Genomic DNA, 18,092 nt, shown 5'->3' with positions numbered 1-18,092 from the left:
CTCGTTAGCTCATCATTTTTTCAATGGGCATGACTAAGATGGAGCTACAGCCTAACGCTTTCAGCTTTTCCATGGTCTCCCAAAACAAGGTTTCCGGGCTGACGACGTGAATAGCGACAATGTCTTCACTACTGGCCAGCGGTAAAACGGTTGGGTTTTCAGCACCCGGTAGTAAGCTTTTGACCTGCTCTAAATAGGCTTTGGGTGCGTGCAGCATAATGTACTTACTTTCTTTCGCTTGCGTTACGCCATCAATGCGAGGCAAAAGGCGATTTATCAGTGCTTGTTTTTCATCGCTTAACGGCTTTTCGCTTTGAATTAACACCGCTTTGGATTCAAACACCGTGTCTTTCTCTTTTAACCCGTTGGCTTCTAGCGTTGCGCCCGTCGACACAAGATCACAGATTGCGTCTGCAACACCTGCCCGCGGAGCAACCTCAACAGAACCAGTGAGCATAACGGCAGTCGCATCAATGCCTTTTTCGGCGAAGAAGCGTTCAAGCAGGAAAGGGTACGTCGTGGCCACTTTTTTGCCGTTTAAAGAGGTAACACTTAGGTACTCAAATTCATTCGGAACGGCAATAGAGAGCCTGCACGCACCGTAGTCTAATTCACGTAACGTTTTGAACGCGTGACTGCGGTTAGAGGCTTTTCGCTCAAGCATTTTTTCTTCAAGCTCATTTTCGCCAATAAAGCCCAAGTCCACAATTCCATCCATGACCAGACCAGGAATGTCATCGTCACGTACTCGCAAAAGGTCGACGGGTTGATTGGTTGAATGCGCAATGAGGAGACGGTCGCGTATCTGTAGTTTAATGCCGATAGCTTTCAGCAAAGCGATGCTATCGTCGCTCAAGCGCCCTGATTTTTGTACTGCAATGCGTAGACGTTTTGCGTCACTCATTCCCTTCTTCCCCTTGTTATATTTCGCCGACCCAAATAAAAAACCCCCGGAAGTGCCTTCCGAGGGTGTCGATGTTGCCGCGCCGCCGGAAGAATCAATAGACCTTCCAGCACAAACCTGAAAGGTTATGCTTTATGGTGATGATGGGCAGCGCGTTTTAAATTCATGTGATTTACTATCCTAAGAAAACGAATAAGACACCAGTGCCGTTCGTTTCGGTGCAAAACATTAACGAAGTGGTAAAGATTTTGCAAATCATTTAGGCTCTAAACTGTATATAGAATTTTTCACCGTCTTATAGCGTAATGTTATAAATTCACTAAGACGCACAGGAGTCAGTCGAAATGAGTAATGATTTGCTGTTCTCAGTTATGCCACGGCGTGGCACTGTGCCGATTAAAGGCGATCGTGGTGAGGTTAAAAAGGTGGATAAGAAAACGCCTATGCACCCCTCGCCATCCGATGAGAACCATCCGAAAGTAGAACGCAGGTTGGAAAAAAAGGGGGATGACAGTCGTCAAAACGAGTCAAGTAAAGGCGACGAACAGCCCGACACGCCAGATTTTACAGACCAACACGTGGGCCTTATCGTCGATACAACGGATGACGAATCCCAGCGTATGGAAAAAGCGACAGCTAATTCCAATGATGAATATCCAAATGGTGAGATCGACGATGAAGATGAGAAAGGCGGAAACCTCGATGTGACTATTTAACCTGAATTCAGGTTATTTAATCGGATGCTATCATTCAGCGCAGCATTAACGTAGGAAGAATATCATGGTCGGAGAAACCAATTTGACGCGCTTACTGCAGAGCATGTCACCAGAGCTTGATGAGTCAGAGTGGGTATTTTGTGTTGTGCCTTCAGTCAGTCAGCTATCCTCAATGCAGCCTGCGCCCAAGTGTATTTTTCGTGAAAAGGAAGGTGTCACGGTGATCCTGACCCCTGCACAGGCAGCACAACATGAACTTGCCTACCACGGCGTCTTTAGGTGCATAACACTGTCGGTTCATTCGAGTTTGCAAGCGGTCGGGCTGACAGCTGCGGTTGCAACAGCGTTAGCGAATGAAAATATCAGCGCCAATGTGGTTGCCGCCTATCATCACGACCATATTTTTGTTCAGTGCAGTGACGCCGAACGCGCACTTAGCACGCTTCAGCAACTATCCGCCGAGCAGTGACGGACGACGTTGTCTGAGCGCCGCTCGCCCTACTGGGTTAGCATCAATCAGAATCCCCAACTGCTCTCATTCATGACAGGTCTGCGTTGATCAAGCGCTTTTAAGCCTTTAATACAGCGGATAATTAACCACAACATCCAGACAAAAATGCCAAGGTAGCCAATCAAAACCACCATCAGTAAAAACGAGATGGCCAAATACAAAAAACCGATCCAAAACGTACGAATTAAAAACCGATAGTGACTGCGCAGCCAGTCCGGCGCATCGTCTTTATTAATATAGGCGAGAATAACCCCGATGATGCCTAAAACACCGGTCACTAAACCCAGTAAATATAAAATGTAGGCGACGCGAGCCGTTGAAGTCGTATCATTAGGTTCGATATCGCTTTGCACATTATTGTCCATGTTGTTCTCCTGAGAATTTTTCAACGTGATATCCCTTGTCAGCTAGCATCTTCAGTACGCTATGTTCACCGGCGAGGTGCAGTGCACCGACAAGAACAAACTCTTTTTCTGGTGAGATAAACATCGCTTCGATCTGTGGAAGCCACCGGTTATTTCTTTGCACTAATAAATCATCGTACACCGCCGGGAAATCATTCACCATGTCGGTGAGTTGTGATTCTGCCAAGCCTTCCATATCACCGGCTCGCCATTGAGTGCGAAGCTCATTTACCGAGGCTGCCAGTGTGTCTATCTCAGCTAAGGTGTAGGTGATTAACTCATTTTCCTCACCTTTCCCTAAGCTTTCCATAAAACTGAGTTGCTCGGTGGGAGATTCTAACCACGCCACTCGCTTGCCATCATTACGCGCACGCTTTGCATAATAATGATCGACGCCATCACTGGTCAAACCGATAAGTTGAAACTCAATATTGCTCAAGGTGAGGGCTAAGAATGACGGTTTGAATGTAACAAAGTTCTGCATCGGCACGCCGCGACTGGTGAAGTGTTTGTCAAGCGCGGCGATTGTGTCATCGTTTAGTGTGCTGTGAAACGTCGTGCCATCGGTATAGGTGAGAGTGTTCATCACTTGCTGTTGAAATTCGGCACTGCTCAACGCATTGATGTCTGTTTCAAAGACGATCCACTCGGCGTCCTGATATGCCTTTTCAAAGGGAGCTGGCAGCGGGTAATCCTGCGAACTGAGAACATGAATAGTGCCGCCGATGTAGAGATATTCATCGCCCTTGCTGACTTTCCATGCCGGAGCCGCTGCGGTGGCCGAAGTGTAACTAAGCAGGGCAATCAGCCCCGCCAGCATGGCGCGTCTCAACATAAACCCATCCTGTTATTCAAAAACAAGATTTAGACTAAACAGCTAGCACTATTTTAACAAGCGTTAATCGGAGAGATTCATTAAAAATAGCTCACTTGCGCACAGCATTAAATAGTCTGCAAAGCACCGCATTATGTCGTGATTTCTATGAAACCTATCGGACGCTTATCGACTAACGGCTTTATTACCATTCAATCTCAATTTCGAGCTTTTCATCACTACTGTCCAGCCCCACCATCTCATCATAGGGGGTGTTTTGCTTTAGCCATACACGTTCAAATGTCTGACCCGCTAGGTACGATTTTATTTCGTTCAGGCAGTCAAAAGCGATGGGCTTATTGGCGCTGTCTTTTAAATAATCACGATGCCCAGCATTGTCGAGCGCAGCAAGGTAGGTACCGCCTTCGATTGACTCAATAAATAAATTCATCGTTCTCTCCGGTTAAGTGCAGTTTACGCGTTTTAAACGCGACGGTGTTTGGAAAGATCAAAACGCGCTAGTCACCCTGTTACGAACACCTCATGGAGAGTGACTCACTGTCGGTACTTTTTTTTGTCTCAATGGCACAATGGTGGGATATCGACATTGCGTGATATGATGGGTAAACAGGCTCTTACATCGCTGCGCTGGGGTGAGGCCATCAAAACATGTCGATTAAAGTGAAGGAATAGCCGATGAGCATTGAGACCGAGCATAAACCTGATGCGCTGTGTGCTGAAACGAATTGCACTGTCGTTGAGCAGGTGATTACACCAAAAACCAAGGAGCTGGGCGGATTTTCGGTTCGACGTGTGCTGCCTGCTCGGGAACAGCGTATGGTAGGTCCATGGTTGTTTTTTGACCATATGGGGCCTGCCGACTTCCCAGCGGGCGAGGGAATTAATGTTAGGCCGCATCCGCATATTCATCTCGCTACGGTGACTTATCTGTTCGAAGGCGAAATATTGCATCGTGACTCATTGGGTTCGGAACAAGCAATCCGCCCGGGCGACGTAAACTTAATGGTGGCAGGTCGTGGCATCGTGCACTCTGAACGGGAACGAGCAGAGGTGACCGCCATTGCGCACCGTTTGCATGGGCTCCAACTCTGGCTGGCACTCCCTGAAGCGCAGCAGGAGATGGCGCCAGAATTTATGCATTACCCCGATGCCGATATTCCCTACGTGCAGGTCGGTGAAGTGATGGTTAAGGTCATTATGGGGCAAGCTTATGGCAAACAATCCCCGGTAAAAACCTTTGCAGAGACTCTCTATATTGAGGCGGGGATGATGCCGCACCAGTCATTGATACTGCCAGCCGCTGAACAGCGCGCGGTTTATGTGGCGGGGGGCACCGTGACCATTGGCAACGCAGTTATCCAACCCTACCAAATGGCTATTTTGTCTTCGAACAAAGAGGCAGAGGTTACCGCCAACACCGCAGCACGAATCGCTGTGATTGGCGGTGAGGTTATGCAGCCACGCCACATGTACTGGAACTTTGCTTCAACGAGTCGGGCACGTATTGAGCAAGCAAAACAAGACTGGCAAGCACAGCGCTTTGAGCCAGTCGTAGGCGACGAGGACGAATTTATACCGCTGCCGGGCTAAGTGCTGTTTATGCTAAGACACTAAACGTTAAACCCGCATTTTGTTCGAGTCGTTTGATTAACGTCTCACCAAAAGCACTGGCCGGTGTTAAAAAGCCGCCTTCTACATCGTTCATTTCAGTGTCATGCGCCAAACATACAGCGGCTTCGCTAAGCATCTTGGCTGTCGAGCCGTACCCCGGGTCACGGTCGCCAGTCACTTTTACCACAATATGTTGTTTTTGCGGCGTACTACCAAAAAGCCTAAAATCAAAAAAGCCATTACGTTGCTCTTCCTTACTCGGGCCTTCTCCGGGCTTGGGTAACACGGTATTTTCCAATAACCAACGAGTGGGGGGCAACGCCGCGCCAACCATAAGCCCCGATAGCGTGGCTGTGACAGCCCAACCCATCAGGCCTCCTTTGGCATTTTTGCCCGTCATCATGGCTTCGTCATACAAGAAGCGTTCGCCATACTCATTGCCAAGCAATGCATTCGAACGGTGAACAACGCGAGTGTTAATACTCGCCATGATAAACGGCGCAACCCAACTGCCGGTTTCCTCCTCGTACTTTGCATGGTTCACATTATTCTGGTGGGCATTGAATCGATGTCCTTCTGGACACAGAGCATAAGGATTCGCCAAGAGTTTGCGCAATTTGGCATCTTTGCTGGCTTGTTTAACCACATTAACTAACGAGGCTACGGTTCCTCCAGAAGCGCCGCCCTTCATGGCTTTAACGCGCGTTTTTACCTGATCGCAAGGCTTACCGAAGCGTTGTTTCGCCTGTTGTTGAAGAAAAAAGACACCCAGATCGGACGGAATAGAATCGAAACCGCAGCAGTGCACAATGCGAGCTCCAGACGTTTTCGCGTCTGCTTCATAGCGGTCGATCATTTTACGGATCCATTGCGGTTCGCCGGTCAAATCTACGTAATCGGTGCCGTGCTTAACACACGCTTTTACCATTGGCTCGCCGTACAGATCATAAGGGCCCACGGTGGAAATGATCACCTTGGTTTGCGCACTCAGTGCATCAATGCTTTCTTGATCGCTCGCATCGGCAATCAGCGTGGGAACGTCTTCAATACCCAACTCATGTTTAACACTGTCTAACTTGTGTTGCGAGCGGGCCGCCATTGCCCATTTTACTTCGTGGCCGGCATACTGTGAGTGCATGTACTCGCACACAATCTGGCCGACAAAACTGGTCGCACCAAACACAATGACATCAAATTCTTTACTCATTCATTTGTCCCTCAAGCTCGTTTCTTGCGGTAGGTAGCTGATAATCATAGGGGTAATAAGTGAAATTTTCGAATTATTTCAATCACCCACAATCTATTCATAAAAGTGAGTGTCAAAACCTTATGCGTTGTTATGCTAGTCTTACATAACAACCGGCTATCGCAGCGCAAGTACACAGGTAGCGTGACAGAATGGAGAGCAAGCATGAGCACATTTCGCCAAACGCAGATTGAAGTACAACAGACAGCGCTGGTTAATACCCGGCAGGTTGAGTCGACATTGAGTCTGGACGACCATCCCAATGCTGTCATCTTACAGGTTGAACAATTTGGCTTCTCAGCCAACAACATTACCTATGCTTTATTGGGTAATCGATTTGGTTACTGGGGTTTTTTTCCGGCGTCAGAAGGGTTTGGTATTATACCGGTTTGGGGATTCGCTCGTGTTGTTGCGTCAAACACGGCGGCTTTGAACATCGGCGAGTTAGTGTATGGATATCTGCCAATGGCAGGCTACCTGTTAGTGCACGCCGACAATATTTCGCCCGCTATGTTTAGCGATCGCCATCCTCAGCGCCGTTCCATTTCGCCGGTGTATGACTTTTACATGCGCTGCGACGCGGACGCAGGTTACAGCAAAGCCATGGAAAGTTGGATATTGACTTTTCGACCGCTGTATACCACATCATTCGTGCTCGCCTACTATTTACAAAATGCTATGCAGGGTCAACTTGAACGTGGCCGCGTCATTTTTACCAGTGCTTCGAGCAAAACGGCTTACGGTACGGCACAAATCCTTAGGCAGTTACTCCCTGATCTGACACTCATTGGCTTAACGTCTGCGGCACAGTGTGATTTTGTTGAAAGTACGGGCTGCTATTCTCAGGTTCACGCTTATGAGGAGGCCGCGGGCTTGTCGGTCACCGAAAACGATTGGATTTTAGACTTTGCCGGTGACCAGCAGCGTTTAAAAAACCTAAGAGAAGGCCATAGTGCCCCTGCAGAACGAACACTGCTGATCGGCGCTACGGATGTCGAGGCTCAGGGAATGCGCGAGCAAACGACGGTTGGAAATGTGTTTTTTGCTCCGGATGTGGTACGGGAATTCAACAAAGATTGGGGAGCCGACACTTTTCAGGCACGCTACGCTGAGCATTGGCAGGGGTTCGTCGAGCATTGCAGTCCATTGTTGAAAGAACAGGAGCATGTAGGCGCCCAAGCGATAGTCAAACAATATCAGCAATTTCTGGGCGGGCATGTCGACCCAACTGTCATGCATGTGATGCGATTCTAGCGTTCTTTCCACCAATGAGTGCGGCAGTGTGGAATACCGCAATCACGTAATAAGTCGGTGAGTTGCTGTCGGTCAGGCAGATTGAGAAAACTACCCACACTAATAGTGTGCTCTGGCGTGATCAACCGAATATCGGGAAGGCACCAATTGTTTTCAGTTTCAATCACGTCGATGTGTAATTCGTCCCGCGATAGCGTGATGTAACTCCGTTGGCTTTTTCCACTGAGTTTGCCGCGCACATAAGTAACCTCATTGGCGGTAACTTTAACCGTTTCAGAGCGATACGTAGCCTGTGATACGCGATACATAATGTACGCCAGTAAGCCTACCTCTATCCCGGCGAAGGGCAATATGACCCACGCACCTACAATACCCCAGGCTAGCGCTATCACCATCACGAAAAAGACCATGATTGCCATCAGATATTTGGTATGCGACCAGCTGGCTGATCGGTTTGGTGTGAGCGTAATCATTACATCGTCGCCCTGATAATCTGTGCTGATCATAAATTGTCGATATCGTGTTTATATTTCAACTGCGCGAAAATCAATACGCGCTGGTCTTAAGCTGAACGTAGTTGCAGGCACAGTGTTGCGACGTCTTAAATGCATTGCAAGGTAATTTGTTAAGGTAAACATAGATAGCATCTCTACGTGTCGTCGTTGAGCTTTGATCAGCGTCGTTACGTATTGGCAAATACGTTATTTTCTGGCAGAGTCGTCAACCCTTGTTTTCGGTGTGTTTCATAGTGAAAAGAGTTTTTCGCCATCCCTTCAGGTTGGCGCTACTGATGGCGTGGTGTGTTTTGGTGCTCTGGCAGCCTAATAGTATTGCGCTGCTTCAAACCTACGGGGCGTTTAGCGCATTGGGTGTGACCGGAGCCATCTTCGCAAATGCGACGGGAGCTGGTGGTGGTGTCGTATTCGTGCCATTCTTTAATCATCTTGGCTTCACTGCTACCACCATTGTGGCCACAAGTTTCGCGATACAGTGTTGCGGTATGACTGCCGGCGCAGTCACATGGTATCGCTTTTATCGCGCTCAACATCGTGCCGACACGCAGTGGTCGAGCTTACTTGCGGTGCTGTTGCTAACAATACCCACCAGTTGGGCGGGCATTTGGACTGTACAGTTACTCGAATTCAGCGACCAGTTCAACCTGCATAAAGATGGCGTGCAGCAACTGCATCTGTGGTTCGGTATTTTTTCGATCGTGTTAGCCTGTGCTATTTATGCCTCTATACCCTTGCTGAAACGAGTTTCATTCAGTACAAGCCTTACCTCACTTGATAAACCGTTACTATTACTGATTGGCTTTTTGGGTGGAATGGTGACCGCTTGGTTGTCGGTAGGTGTGGGTGAGCTGGTCGCTGTGTATTTAATCGTGCGCGGGTTCAACGTGACCTTCGCTATCGCCAGCGCGGTCATCTTGAGCGCGTTTAGCGTGTGGGGCGCGGTTGTTTATCATATCGAGTTTAGTCAGGCCATCTACTGGCCAGTGGTTCTATTCGCTGGTGCTGGCGCCGTGATAGGAGGAATTGTGGCCAAACGTGTAGTACTGATGTTCTCAGTCACAAAGCTCAAGCTGTTCTTCGCTACCTGGGTGCTACTACTGGGGATCAGCGGTTTACCGGTTTTTTAGCGTTAATCACTTGTTGACGTTCGCGTTCATAGGTTTCGTAATCTTTTTGATATTGTGCTTCACATTCCTCACGCTGCGCACCATAAAGTTCAGAACACGTTTGCAGACGGTTTTCCTGCGTCGCGTTGTAAAGTTGTTTCGCGCTACAGCCACTTAACCCCATAACGACGCTGAGCGTGACTAGCAATAACCGCAGCTTTTGTGAAGTTGACATTGATTTATCCATTCTAAGTGCATTCAGATTGTTTTCAGTGGATAGCAGAAGGGCACACCTATTTTATCTCAGCGTCCACTGTGCAATTATGACCCTTATTCTTGTGCTAGGTTCAGTGATTTGCCGCAATGTCTTATGAAAAGTATCCAGTAACGCCGTTTAGTCAGGTGAGTCATCCCGCGTGGAGCAAAGATGCCACTATCTATCAGATCAATATCCGTCAGTTTTCGGCTCAAGGCACATTTGACGAAGTACACGCGCATCTTCCGCGCCTTAAACAGCTCGGCGTAGATATTTTATGGTTGATGCCAATTCATCCCATTGGTGAAGTTAACCGGAAAGGCACGTTGGGTAGCCCTTATGCGGTCAAAGACTTTCTCGGGATAAACCCTGAGTTTGGAGACGCAGAAAGCTTGCGACAATTGATTGAGGCGATTCATGCCATAGGGATGAAAGTCATACTCGACTGGGTACCAAATCACAGCGCATGGGACAACCCATTGACTCAACAGCATCCCGATTGGTATGCCAGAGACTACAAAGGCGATTTTAGACCCTCTCCTTGGTGGGATTGGTCCGATATTATTGAGTTCGATTATAGCCGCAGTGATTTGCGTAGCTACATGATCGACGCGCTGTGTTACTGGGTCACTCGCTTTGATATCGACGGGTATCGCTGTGATGTTGCCGGTTATGTGCCACACGATTTTTGGACTCAGGCGCGCCAAGCGTTAGATAGCATTAAGCCAGTCTTTATGCTCGCTGAGTGGGAGACGCGCGATTTGCATCAGCACGCATTTGACATGACTTACGCGTGGAGTTGGAATGAAATTATGCACGGCATCGCACAAGGAACCGTGTCGCTTAATAAACTTCGTCAATATTATTCGTGGAATGAACGCTCGTGGCCAAAGTCGGCGTATCGTATGACATTTGTGAGTAATCACGATAAAAATGCCTGGGATGGTACACAGCATGAGCAGTTTGGTGATTGCCTTGAAAATGCCATCGTGTTGTCAGTCATCGGTGAGGGCATGCCGCTTATCCATAACGGGCAGGAGGCAGGAGAAACCAAACGGCTTGCTTTTTTCGAACGAGACCCGATTGAATGGCAACCGCACCCTATCGGCGACTTGTACCAGCAACTACTGACTATCCGAAAACGCTATCCAGTGCTGCACAATGGTGAACACGGCGCAACAATGTTGCAAGTTACCCAGGATCAGATGGACAGCGTGTTCTCGTTTGTGAGAGGGAATACTGAGATGCAGATCATGGTGATACTGAATTTTTCAGGGCAAGCAAAAACCGTCAGGTTGCAAGCTGATTTGAGTGTAGGAACATGGCGCACGTTGTTGGCTTCCACGCCCGATACATCCTTTGATAACCCGCTGGCAATAGCGCCATTTAGCTTTGCGATATTCATTAAGCAATACCGATGACAGTTAATTGCTCGAAGAATCTGACGCGCCGAGAGTGAATATTTGGCATAATACTCCCAAACCTGCTTCAACATTGTAGACATGCCAAACATTTCCTCAATTTTTTCGCCCTCAGGCCTGTTGGCTGAGCATATCAGTGGCTATACACCGCGTCAGGCGCAAACCGATATGGCGAGTGCAGTGGTAACGGCGTTGCGTGAAAAGTCATCGTTGATCGTTGAAGCTGGCACAGGCACAGGCAAAACGTTTGCCTACCTTGCGCCGGTGCTAACGGGGCAGCGTAAGGTGATTGTTTCTACTGGTACGAAAAACTTGCAGGAGCAGCTTTATCATCGCGATTTACCGGTTATCAAAGCAGCCGTTAGCGGTCAGCGACCGACGGCTTTGCTGAAAGGCCGGGCAAATTACCTGTGTATTCATCGCTTAAAGCAAAATAGTGCAGGTACCGCTTTATACGAAGCCGATACGCTGGCAGAACTGACGGCGGTCAGGGCGTGGGCTGAAAGTACAAAATCAGGTGATATTGGTGAGCTGACTACGATCCCTGAAGACGCTAAAGTTTTACCGCTGGTCACTTCCACCGTCGATAACTGTGCGGGAAAAGAATGCCCTGATTACGAAGACTGTTACTTGGTAAAAGCACGTAAGAAAGCGATGGAAGCGGATATTGTGGTGGTCAATCATCATCTGTTTTTCGCAGACATGGCCCTCAAAGACACGGGCTTTGGCGAACTCATCCCTGAAGTGGATGCGGTGATTTTTGACGAAGCACATCAAATTCCCGAGATAGCCAGCGAGTACTTTGGTGAAACCTTGTCAAGCCGTCAACTGATGGATATGTGCAAAGATGTGTCCATGCTCTACCGCACGGTGCTCAAAGACGCACAGCAACTGGATAAAGCCGCGGAAAAATGCCGAACATTGTTACAAGACTTCCGTCTTTTGTTCCCCGAAACAGCGCAACGCGGTGATTGGCGCAAAGCCTTGATGAATGACGAAATCGATACCGCAATTAAGCGCATCAGTGACGCACTTGATGTATTACAAGAAGTGGCCAAATTGCATGTCGGGCGAGATAAAGACTTAGACACCTTTTATGACAGACTGTCGCAGGCCAGAGATACACTGAAAACATTGATGGACGTCAACAAAACGGGGGTTAGCTTGTGGTTTGAAACCACACCACGCCACTTCATTTTGCACCTGACACCGCTATCGATTGCCAACAAATTTCGTGCGTTCGTTGAAAACGGGGATAAGGCTTGGATATTCACTTCCGCAACATTGATGGTGGATGGCGGTTTCAGCCATTTTCAACGGCGAATGGGTCTAGAGTCAGCAAAAACGCTGATGTTAGACAGCCCCTTTGATTATCAGAAACAGTCGATGCTATGCGTGCCTCGTTTCCTGCCGGAGCCTAATCATCCGCATCGTAATGCCCGTTTGGTAGAAATTGCCCAGCAGATAATCGAAGCCAGCAATGGGCGCTGTTTCTTGCTGTTTACGAGTCACGCTACACTGCGACATGTATCAGCCCAACTGGCTGAATTGACTGATCGGCCTCTGTTAGTGCAGGGCACAACGTCCAAACGGGCGTTGCTACAGAATTATCTGGATGACAAACAATCGGTGCTGCTGGGTACCGGCGCGTTTTGGGAAGGTGTAGATGTGCGGGGTAATGACCTCATTTGTGTGATGATCGATAAATTGCCGTTTGCTTCACCCGATGACCCTCTTCTACAAGCACGTAGCGAGGACTGTAAACGTGGTGGGGGGAACCCGTTCGCGCAAATCTCAATCCCGCATGCGGTTATCGCGCTAAAACAAGGGGCAGGCCGTTTGATCCGAGATGCCAGTGACCGAGGTGTATTGATCATTTGTGATCATCGCTTAGTCACTAAAGATTATGGCAAAATATTCTTAAGCAGCTTACCGCCAATGAAGCGCAGTCGAGACCTCACTGAGACGCTGACATTTCTCGAAACCATTCGTACGGCAGGGGATAACGCTTTGCCAACCACACCCAAAGAAGATCCTGTGGAACTATGACGCACTCAATTTTAGTTATTGATACAGCAACTGAAGCCTGCTCCGTTGCTTTGAAAACACCCGATGACGAGGCACGCCATTTTGAAATTTGCCCGCAGCAGCACAGCCAGAAAATCCTGCCCCTGATCGATCAGGTATGTCGAAGCGCGGGGACGTGTATACAAGATATCGACATACTTGGTTTTGGCCATGGGCCAGGAAGTTTTACTGGCGTACGTATCGCCATTTCGACGGTGCAGGGTTTAGCCTTAGGACTAAATATTCCAGCCGTCGGCGTATCAACACTGGCCGCCATGGCGCAGCAGGTTTTTCAAACGAGTCAGGCTACTGAGTGCTTGGTGGCGATTGACGCGCGAATGGGTGAAGTTTACTTCGCTCATTACCAACACGTCGACGGCATTGCTATGTTAGTGGGGCAAGAAAGTGTTTTATCACCCTTTGATGCCGCTTGTTACGTGCGTGAGCGGGATCTGGCTGCGCTGAAAACAATGGCGCTTGCAGGCACAGGATGGCAGGCTTACCCAGAAATGCAAACCTATATTAGCCAGTCCGGTGGCTGTTTGGTGACATTACCGAATGCTCGCTATATGTTAGCGCTGGTTGAACAGAGTGTGTCGCGTCAACAGCAGCAGCGCGTTGATGAATTGGAGCCGGTTTATCTACGCAATACGGTAACATGGAAAAAACTGCCCGGCAGAGAATAGCGGCAAGCAGCTGCCGCTGATGGAACGGTTATTGCAGTTTTCACACCCTAGTTTGCCCGCGTTAACGCGTTTTGAATGGGTGTGCCTTAACTATCAGGAGCCGTAAACTGCATGGAGATTGAGTCGTCCATTGTCGCCTCACAAAATGCATTGATTATCAATCCGTCCCCTCGACAACCCGAGCGGGAAGCGGAGGCTCGCGCGCAGCAGCAACAGCGTCAGCAAACTGAGCTACCTGCATCACAAACCGTGGTTCGCCAGCGCTCGGCAGAAGCGTTTGAACAAGCTGAACGGTTTAATCAACAAAAACGTTCCGGTCACGACTCGCCAAACCCGCAGAACGAAGCAGCGTTGGCTGCTTATCAAAGTCTAGCGCTTGAATCGCAACGAGAGGAAATCCGAGGTTTGCTCGGCATCGATCTGTTTGCGTAACCCTACCTGAATTCAGCTTATTGACGGCGGAAGTTTGCCGAATTGCGCCGACATTCCGGCAACAATCGGTTATCAACCGGCAATACCTTGCCGTCGTTAAACGTCTTCCACTGTGCTAGGGTGAGTGTTTTGTAAGGAAAACGACGCCATGGCAAAGGTGCATTCTGTGGAGTTCAAGCTTCCCAATGTGGTCATTCGTGGGATCAGTAACCATTTACCGGAACAGCGTTCGGCAAATTCCCTGTTGATCGCATTGCATGGCTGGTTAGATAACGCCAACAGCTTTTTACCGCTGTTGCCTTATTTACAGGACTACTGCGTTATTGCATTGGATTGGGTGGGACACGGGCATTCCTCTCACCGCCCAGCGGGGACAGACTATCACCAACTCGATTACATCGATGATCTGCATCAACTATTTGAACAGCAGGGCTGGTCGGACGCGGTCCTATTAGGCCACTCGATGGGCGGAATTTTATCCACTTTGTACGCTGCCGTTTTCCCTGAGCATGTTAATCATGTTATTTGCCTTGACGCATTCGGTCCTTTAACCGGTGACGAGAAAGAAACAGTTTCAGGGATCCGAGCGGGAATCGCGAGTCGACGAAAAATATCGGCCATGAGAAAAACGCCGACTTCTCACACCACATTCGCTGAAGCGGTTGCCAAACGAGCCGAGATTTCCAGCCTGAGTCAGTCACTGACCGAGACGCTGCTATCACGCTCTGTGACGACGCAAGAGGGAACAGCCTTAAGGGATGACAGTCTGATCATCTGGCGTTGGGATAAACGTCTTCGGCAACAGTCTTTGTTACGTTTGACTGAGGCGCAAGCGCAGGCGATCGTCGAATCTATCGAGTGCCCGGTTACAGCTATCGTCGCGAGCAACGGATTTGTCATGAAGCGCAACTTGATCGAACAGCGGCGAGACTGGTTTAAAGTGTTGAACATTGAAGTCATCGAAGGATACCATCACGTTCATATGCAGGCTCCGCAGCAAGTAGCCACTCACATTAACTCGCATCGAATCAAATAAATAAAAGAAATAATGAATATTAGGGCGCGCCTTGGCAATCACCGTCTAATTTTTATTCGAAAAACTTAAATACCGCAGTTGATGATTTAACTTTGTGTTAACTTTTATTACCATGCATGGCTGTATTCGGCCCGTCTTGTGCCTGAACGCGACGCCGAATAGCCTTAATTAACAATAACAACACTAGCGCTTTGTTGAAGTCGGTTTGTGACTTCATGTTCAAATACGCTTGCAGGAAGGACCATGGATAAGATTTGGCTTAAGCACTATGACCAACGTATCGCGCCAGACATCGACGCAGATGTTTACTCATCACTCATTGACGTGTTCGAACAATCCGTCAAAACCTTTGGTGACAAAACTGCTTATATCAACATGGGTCATTCAATCACCTTTAATGAATTAGATAAGCTCTCAAAACAGTTTGCTGCGTATTTACAGCAATCAGGCTTGAAACGCGGCGACGCCGTGGCGATTATGATGCCAAACCTGATGCAATACCCCGTTGCCATCTTTGGTATTCTACGCGCAGGCATGGTGGTCGTGAACGTGAATCCGCTCTACACGCCGCGTGAATTACAGCATCAGTTAACGGATGCCAATGTCAAAACCATCGTGATTGTTGAGAACTTTGCAACAACCTTAGAGAAGGTGATTGATAAAACGCAGGTAACATCCGTACTTCTGACGTCTATCGGCGATATGTTGCCAGCGCCAAAACGCTGGTTGGTTAATGTTGCGGTGAAGTACATTAAGAAAATGGTGCCATCTTTTCATTTACCTGATGCCAAGCGTTTTATGGATGCGCTGAACAAAGGGCAGTCTTCTTCGTACACGCGCCCTGAGGTCACTAATGACGAGTTAGCGTTTCTTCAATACACCGGCGGCACGACTGGCGTGTCAAAAGGCGCCATGCTGACGCACCGCAATTTAATTGCAAATTTGGAGCAAGTTTCAGGCATCCTTGAAACCGCGATCACGCAGGGTGAAGATATCGTCGTGACTGCATTGCCGCTGTATCATATTTTCGCGCTTGTCAGTAACTGTTTGTTGTTTATGAAGTTTGGCTGTCCGAACCTGTTAATTACCAACCCGAGAGACATGCAAGGCTTTGTCAGTGAGTTAAGTAAGTATCCTTTTGCGATTCTGCCGGGCGTGAATACGCTGTTTAACGGGCTACTCAATACCCCTGAATTCAAAGAACTTGATTTTAGCCAGTTTAAATTTGGTTTAGGCGGCGGCATGGCTGTGCAGCGTCCAGTGGCAGAAAAGTGGCAGGAAGTGACCGGAACGGTGCTTTTAGAAGGGTATGGGCTAACGGAGTGCTCGCCGGTGGTGACGGTCAACCCGCCGTCGTTGGAAGCTTACAAAGGCAGTATTGGTATGCCGGTACCCTCCACAGATATTAAGCTCATGGATGACGATGGTAATGAGGTTGGTGTGGGTGAGGTCGGAGAGATGTGGGTCAAAGGTCCGCAGGTGATGGCGGGCTATTTAAATCGGGCTGAAGCGACCGCTGAAATTTTACAAGATGGTTGGCTGGCGACAGGCGATATCGCTAAGGTAGACGAGCAGGGATATTTCTATATTGTCGATCGCAAGAAAGACATGATCCTTGTGTCCGGCTTCAATGTGTTCCCCAATGAAATTGAAGAAGTTGCGGCTATGCATGAATGGATTGTGGAGGCCGCAGCGGTTGGGGTGCCACATGAGGTGTCTGGTGAGGTCGTGAAGTTATTTGTTGTGCGCCGCGATGAGTCGTTAACAGAGGCGATGGTTATTGAACACTGTCGTTCGCATCTGACGGGCTATAAAATTCCCAAGCATGTGGTGTTCAAAGACGAATTGCCCAAAACGAATGTGGGGAAAATACTGCGTCGCGAGTTGCGCGACTAAGTTGCGGGTGAGAGCCGACTATGTTTGACACACACTATCGGCTGATCACCGAACAAACTGATTTCGAACACCTGTGCGCCCACCTTGGCACGCTGTCTTTTTTTACGCTGGATACCGAGTTTGTTCGAACCCGCACGCTATTACCGCAATTAGGTTTGCTGCAAGTGTTTGATGGCGACAGAGCCTACTTAATTGATCCGCTAGGGCTGACAAATCTGGATGCCTTCGCGAGATTGTTGACAAACAGTGACATTGTTAAAGTTCTGCACGCCTGCTCAGAAGATCTTGAGGTTTTTCTTGCCCATTTAGGGGTGCTACCAGCGCCTATTTTTGATACCCAATACGCCGCTAATTTGCTTGGTATGGGCCCAACGCTGGGTTATGCCAGACTCGTGGAACTCACCTGCAATGTGGCACTGGATAAAGGTGAATCACGCACAGATTGGTTGGCGCGCCCCCTGTCTGAGAATCAACTTCACTATGCCGCGAATGATGTTATTTATCTGCATGATGTGTACCTGCAATTGAGCAAGCAGGTGGATGCGAGCGGACTGCGTGGCCTCATTTACGATGAGCTTGATGCACTAGGGCAGAAAAAAATGGCCAATATGCCACCGGCCATGGCCTATCTGTTAATCGGAAATGCGTGGAAGTTAAATGAGCGCCAACGCTACGTGCTTAAAAAATTAGCAGCATGGCGATTGAACCTGGCCCGAGAAAGAAACAGTGCCATTAACTTCATCATCAAGGAGTCACACCTGTTTGCGCTGGCGCAGTACTTACCCTCAGGCAAGTCACAGTTGTCATCGCAGTGTGGGTTATTACCACAGGAAGTCCGTAAGCATGGTGATACGGTAGTTGGTCTGATTAATCAGTCGCTGGCTAAATACGATACTGAACCGCACAATTGCCGTGTTCCTCCGATTCAACGCTTGACCGAACTGCCGCAATACAAAAAAACGTTGTCTCAACTAAAAGCGCTGTGTGGCCACATTGCTGAACGGGAAAGTTTAACCACTGAGGTAATTGCCTCTAAAAAACAGCTCAATCAACTGTTAAAATGGTGGTGGTTTGATGTCGAAGAAACCAGCGCACAACACTTACTGCCAGACTTATTGATGGGGTGGCGCAAACCGCTTATGGCTGAACCGTTGTTGTCTCTACTTGGTGAGCCGGTTCGTAGTATTGATTAGAGA

Annotated in this window: 19 protein-coding genes and 1 other annotated feature; of the genes, 12 read left to right on the top strand and 7 right to left on the bottom strand. The window is 48.6% G+C overall.

What is annotated here, in order from left to right:
- Positions 1-4: 4 nt before the first annotated feature.
- On the bottom strand, positions 5-904 hold the full coding sequence (gene hisG / locus KIU71_RS13725) for an ATP phosphoribosyltransferase (protein ID WP_214131860.1): 900 nt from the start codon (positions 902-904) through the stop codon (positions 5-7).
- A 34-nt stretch (positions 905-938) separates the two neighbouring features.
- Positions 939-1,051, bottom strand: a sequence feature (His leader region).
- A 197-nt stretch (positions 1,052-1,248) separates the two neighbouring features.
- Between hisG and KIU71_RS13720 the strand changes: the two genes are divergently transcribed.
- Together KIU71_RS13720 and KIU71_RS13715 are read left to right on the top strand one after the other, a co-directional pair.
- Positions 1,249-1,620, top strand: a complete 372-nt coding sequence (locus tag KIU71_RS13720) for a hypothetical protein (RefSeq protein WP_214131859.1) — start codon at positions 1,249-1,251, stop codon at positions 1,618-1,620.
- Positions 1,621-1,684: 64 nt separating this feature from the next.
- Positions 1,685-2,089, top strand: coding sequence for an ACT domain-containing protein (locus KIU71_RS13715; protein WP_214131858.1), 405 nt, complete (start codon positions 1,685-1,687; stop codon positions 2,087-2,089).
- Positions 2,090-2,136: 47 nt separating this feature from the next.
- On the opposite strand, the gene KIU71_RS13710 is transcribed toward KIU71_RS13715, so the two are convergent.
- The 3 genes from KIU71_RS13710 to KIU71_RS13700 all read right to left on the bottom strand — a co-directional run bounded on the left by KIU71_RS13710 (position 2,137) and on the right by KIU71_RS13700 (position 3,800).
- Entirely contained in the window at positions 2,137-2,496 is a 360-nt protein-coding gene (locus KIU71_RS13710; RefSeq protein ID WP_214131857.1) for a DUF4870 family protein, read from the bottom strand.
- On the bottom strand, positions 2,486-3,370 hold the full coding sequence (locus KIU71_RS13705) for a TraB/GumN family protein (protein WP_214131856.1): 885 nt from the start codon (positions 3,368-3,370) through the stop codon (positions 2,486-2,488). Before KIU71_RS13705 ends, KIU71_RS13710 begins: the two co-directional genes overlap by 11 nt.
- A 184-nt stretch (positions 3,371-3,554) precedes the next feature.
- The gene (locus tag KIU71_RS13700) at positions 3,555-3,800 is read right to left on the bottom strand and encodes a DUF6482 family protein (RefSeq protein WP_214131855.1); all 246 of its coding nucleotides are present in this window, start codon (positions 3,798-3,800) and stop codon (positions 3,555-3,557) included.
- 245 nt (positions 3,801-4,045) lie between these two features.
- On the opposite strand from KIU71_RS13700, the gene KIU71_RS13695 reads away from it, so the two are divergent.
- Entirely contained in the window at positions 4,046-4,960 is a 915-nt protein-coding gene (locus KIU71_RS13695) for a pirin family protein (protein WP_214131854.1), read from the top strand.
- A gap of 7 nt (positions 4,961-4,967) precedes the next feature.
- Here KIU71_RS13695 and KIU71_RS13690 read toward each other — a convergent pair whose 3' ends face one another.
- A complete protein-coding gene (locus KIU71_RS13690; protein ID WP_214131853.1) occupies positions 4,968-6,188 on the bottom strand; it encodes a saccharopine dehydrogenase family protein in 1,221 nt (406 codons plus the stop codon).
- A gap of 204 nt (positions 6,189-6,392) precedes the next feature.
- Between KIU71_RS13690 and KIU71_RS13685 the strand changes: the two genes are divergently transcribed.
- On the top strand, positions 6,393-7,481 hold the full coding sequence (locus KIU71_RS13685; RefSeq protein WP_214131852.1) for a DUF2855 family protein: 1,089 nt from the start codon (positions 6,393-6,395) through the stop codon (positions 7,479-7,481).
- Here KIU71_RS13685 and KIU71_RS13680 read toward each other — a convergent pair.
- Positions 7,478-7,987, bottom strand: a complete 510-nt coding sequence (locus tag KIU71_RS13680) for a DUF2244 domain-containing protein (RefSeq protein ID WP_214131851.1) — start codon at positions 7,985-7,987, stop codon at positions 7,478-7,480. The two genes, KIU71_RS13685 and KIU71_RS13680, sit on opposite strands and share 4 nt — an antisense overlap.
- 284 nt (positions 7,988-8,271) lie before the next feature.
- On the opposite strand from KIU71_RS13680, the gene KIU71_RS13675 reads away from it, so the two are divergent.
- The gene (locus KIU71_RS13675; RefSeq protein WP_214131850.1) at positions 8,272-9,123 is read left to right on the top strand and encodes a sulfite exporter TauE/SafE family protein; all 852 of its coding nucleotides are present in this window, start codon (positions 8,272-8,274) and stop codon (positions 9,121-9,123) included.
- On the opposite strand, the gene KIU71_RS13670 is transcribed toward KIU71_RS13675, so the two are convergent.
- Positions 9,101-9,337, bottom strand: a complete 237-nt coding sequence (locus KIU71_RS13670; protein WP_214131849.1) for a hypothetical protein — start codon at positions 9,335-9,337, stop codon at positions 9,101-9,103. The genes KIU71_RS13675 and KIU71_RS13670 overlap by 23 nt on opposite strands.
- A 128-nt stretch (positions 9,338-9,465) precedes the next feature.
- Here KIU71_RS13670 and KIU71_RS13665 point away from each other — a divergent pair, with 128 nt between their 5' ends.
- From KIU71_RS13665 to rnd, 7 genes are all read left to right on the top strand, one after another.
- Positions 9,466-10,779: an alpha-amylase family glycosyl hydrolase gene (locus KIU71_RS13665; RefSeq protein WP_214131848.1), complete on the top strand. Its 1,314-nt coding sequence runs from the start codon at positions 9,466-9,468 to the stop codon at positions 10,777-10,779.
- Between the two features lie 81 nt (positions 10,780-10,860).
- Entirely contained in the window at positions 10,861-12,828 is a 1,968-nt protein-coding gene (locus KIU71_RS13660) for an ATP-dependent DNA helicase (protein WP_214131847.1), read from the top strand.
- Positions 12,825-13,532 (top strand): tRNA (adenosine(37)-N6)-threonylcarbamoyltransferase complex dimerization subunit type 1 TsaB, encoded by a 708-nt coding sequence (gene tsaB, locus KIU71_RS13655; protein ID WP_214131846.1) that lies wholly within the window; start codon positions 12,825-12,827, stop codon positions 13,530-13,532. Before KIU71_RS13660 ends, tsaB begins: the two co-directional genes overlap by 4 nt.
- A gap of 111 nt (positions 13,533-13,643) precedes the next feature.
- The gene (locus KIU71_RS13650; protein ID WP_214131845.1) at positions 13,644-13,964 is read left to right on the top strand and encodes a hypothetical protein; all 321 of its coding nucleotides are present in this window, start codon (positions 13,644-13,646) and stop codon (positions 13,962-13,964) included.
- Between the two features lie 148 nt (positions 13,965-14,112).
- Positions 14,113-15,000 carry an alpha/beta hydrolase gene (locus KIU71_RS13645; protein WP_214131844.1) on the top strand — a complete coding sequence of 296 codons (888 nt, stop codon included), beginning with the start codon at positions 14,113-14,115 and terminating at the stop codon, positions 14,998-15,000.
- 243 nt (positions 15,001-15,243) lie between these two features.
- Positions 15,244-16,896, top strand: coding sequence for a long-chain-fatty-acid--CoA ligase FadD (gene fadD, locus KIU71_RS13640; protein WP_214131843.1), 1,653 nt, complete (start codon positions 15,244-15,246; stop codon positions 16,894-16,896).
- Positions 16,897-16,916: 20 nt separating this feature from the next.
- Positions 16,917-18,089 carry a ribonuclease D gene (gene rnd / locus KIU71_RS13635; RefSeq protein WP_214131842.1) on the top strand — a complete coding sequence of 391 codons (1,173 nt, stop codon included), beginning with the start codon at positions 16,917-16,919 and terminating at the stop codon, positions 18,087-18,089.
- The last annotated feature ends 3 nt before the right edge of the window (positions 18,090-18,092 follow it).

The organism is Alteromonas oceanisediminis (assembly GCF_018474025.1).
In the GTDB taxonomy this organism is placed as follows: Bacteria; Pseudomonadota; Gammaproteobacteria; order Enterobacterales; family Alteromonadaceae; genus Alteromonas_E; species Alteromonas_E oceanisediminis.
The sequence above is the reverse complement of the archived record's forward strand: the minus strand, read 5'-3'. Positions and strand labels throughout refer to the sequence as shown.

Coding starts and splice junctions, on each gene's coding strand:
- hisG (WP_214131860.1), bottom strand. CDS start 904: ATGAGTGACGCAAAACGTCTACGCATTGCAGTACAAAAATCAGGGCGC.
- KIU71_RS13720 (WP_214131859.1), top strand. CDS start 1,249: ATGAGTAATGATTTGCTGTTCTCAGTTATGCCACGGCGTGGCACTGTG.
- KIU71_RS13715 (WP_214131858.1), top strand. CDS start 1,685: ATGGTCGGAGAAACCAATTTGACGCGCTTACTGCAGAGCATGTCACCA.
- KIU71_RS13710 (WP_214131857.1), bottom strand. CDS start 2,496: ATGGACAATAATGTGCAAAGCGATATCGAACCTAATGATACGACTTCA.
- KIU71_RS13705 (WP_214131856.1), bottom strand. CDS start 3,370: ATGTTGAGACGCGCCATGCTGGCGGGGCTGATTGCCCTGCTTAGTTAC.
- KIU71_RS13700 (WP_214131855.1), bottom strand. CDS start 3,800: ATGAATTTATTTATTGAGTCAATCGAAGGCGGTACCTACCTTGCTGCG.
- KIU71_RS13695 (WP_214131854.1), top strand. CDS start 4,046: ATGAGCATTGAGACCGAGCATAAACCTGATGCGCTGTGTGCTGAAACG.
- KIU71_RS13690 (WP_214131853.1), bottom strand. CDS start 6,188: ATGAGTAAAGAATTTGATGTCATTGTGTTTGGTGCGACCAGTTTTGTC.
- KIU71_RS13685 (WP_214131852.1), top strand. CDS start 6,393: ATGAGCACATTTCGCCAAACGCAGATTGAAGTACAACAGACAGCGCTG.
- KIU71_RS13680 (WP_214131851.1), bottom strand. CDS start 7,987: ATGATCAGCACAGATTATCAGGGCGACGATGTAATGATTACGCTCACA.
- KIU71_RS13675 (WP_214131850.1), top strand. CDS start 8,272: ATGGCGTGGTGTGTTTTGGTGCTCTGGCAGCCTAATAGTATTGCGCTG.
- KIU71_RS13670 (WP_214131849.1), bottom strand. CDS start 9,337: ATGTCAACTTCACAAAAGCTGCGGTTATTGCTAGTCACGCTCAGCGTC.
- KIU71_RS13665 (WP_214131848.1), top strand. CDS start 9,466: ATGTCTTATGAAAAGTATCCAGTAACGCCGTTTAGTCAGGTGAGTCAT.
- KIU71_RS13660 (WP_214131847.1), top strand. CDS start 10,861: ATGCCAAACATTTCCTCAATTTTTTCGCCCTCAGGCCTGTTGGCTGAG.
- tsaB (WP_214131846.1), top strand. CDS start 12,825: ATGACGCACTCAATTTTAGTTATTGATACAGCAACTGAAGCCTGCTCC.
- KIU71_RS13650 (WP_214131845.1), top strand. CDS start 13,644: ATGGAGATTGAGTCGTCCATTGTCGCCTCACAAAATGCATTGATTATC.
- KIU71_RS13645 (WP_214131844.1), top strand. CDS start 14,113: ATGGCAAAGGTGCATTCTGTGGAGTTCAAGCTTCCCAATGTGGTCATT.
- fadD (WP_214131843.1), top strand. CDS start 15,244: ATGGATAAGATTTGGCTTAAGCACTATGACCAACGTATCGCGCCAGAC.
- rnd (WP_214131842.1), top strand. CDS start 16,917: ATGTTTGACACACACTATCGGCTGATCACCGAACAAACTGATTTCGAA.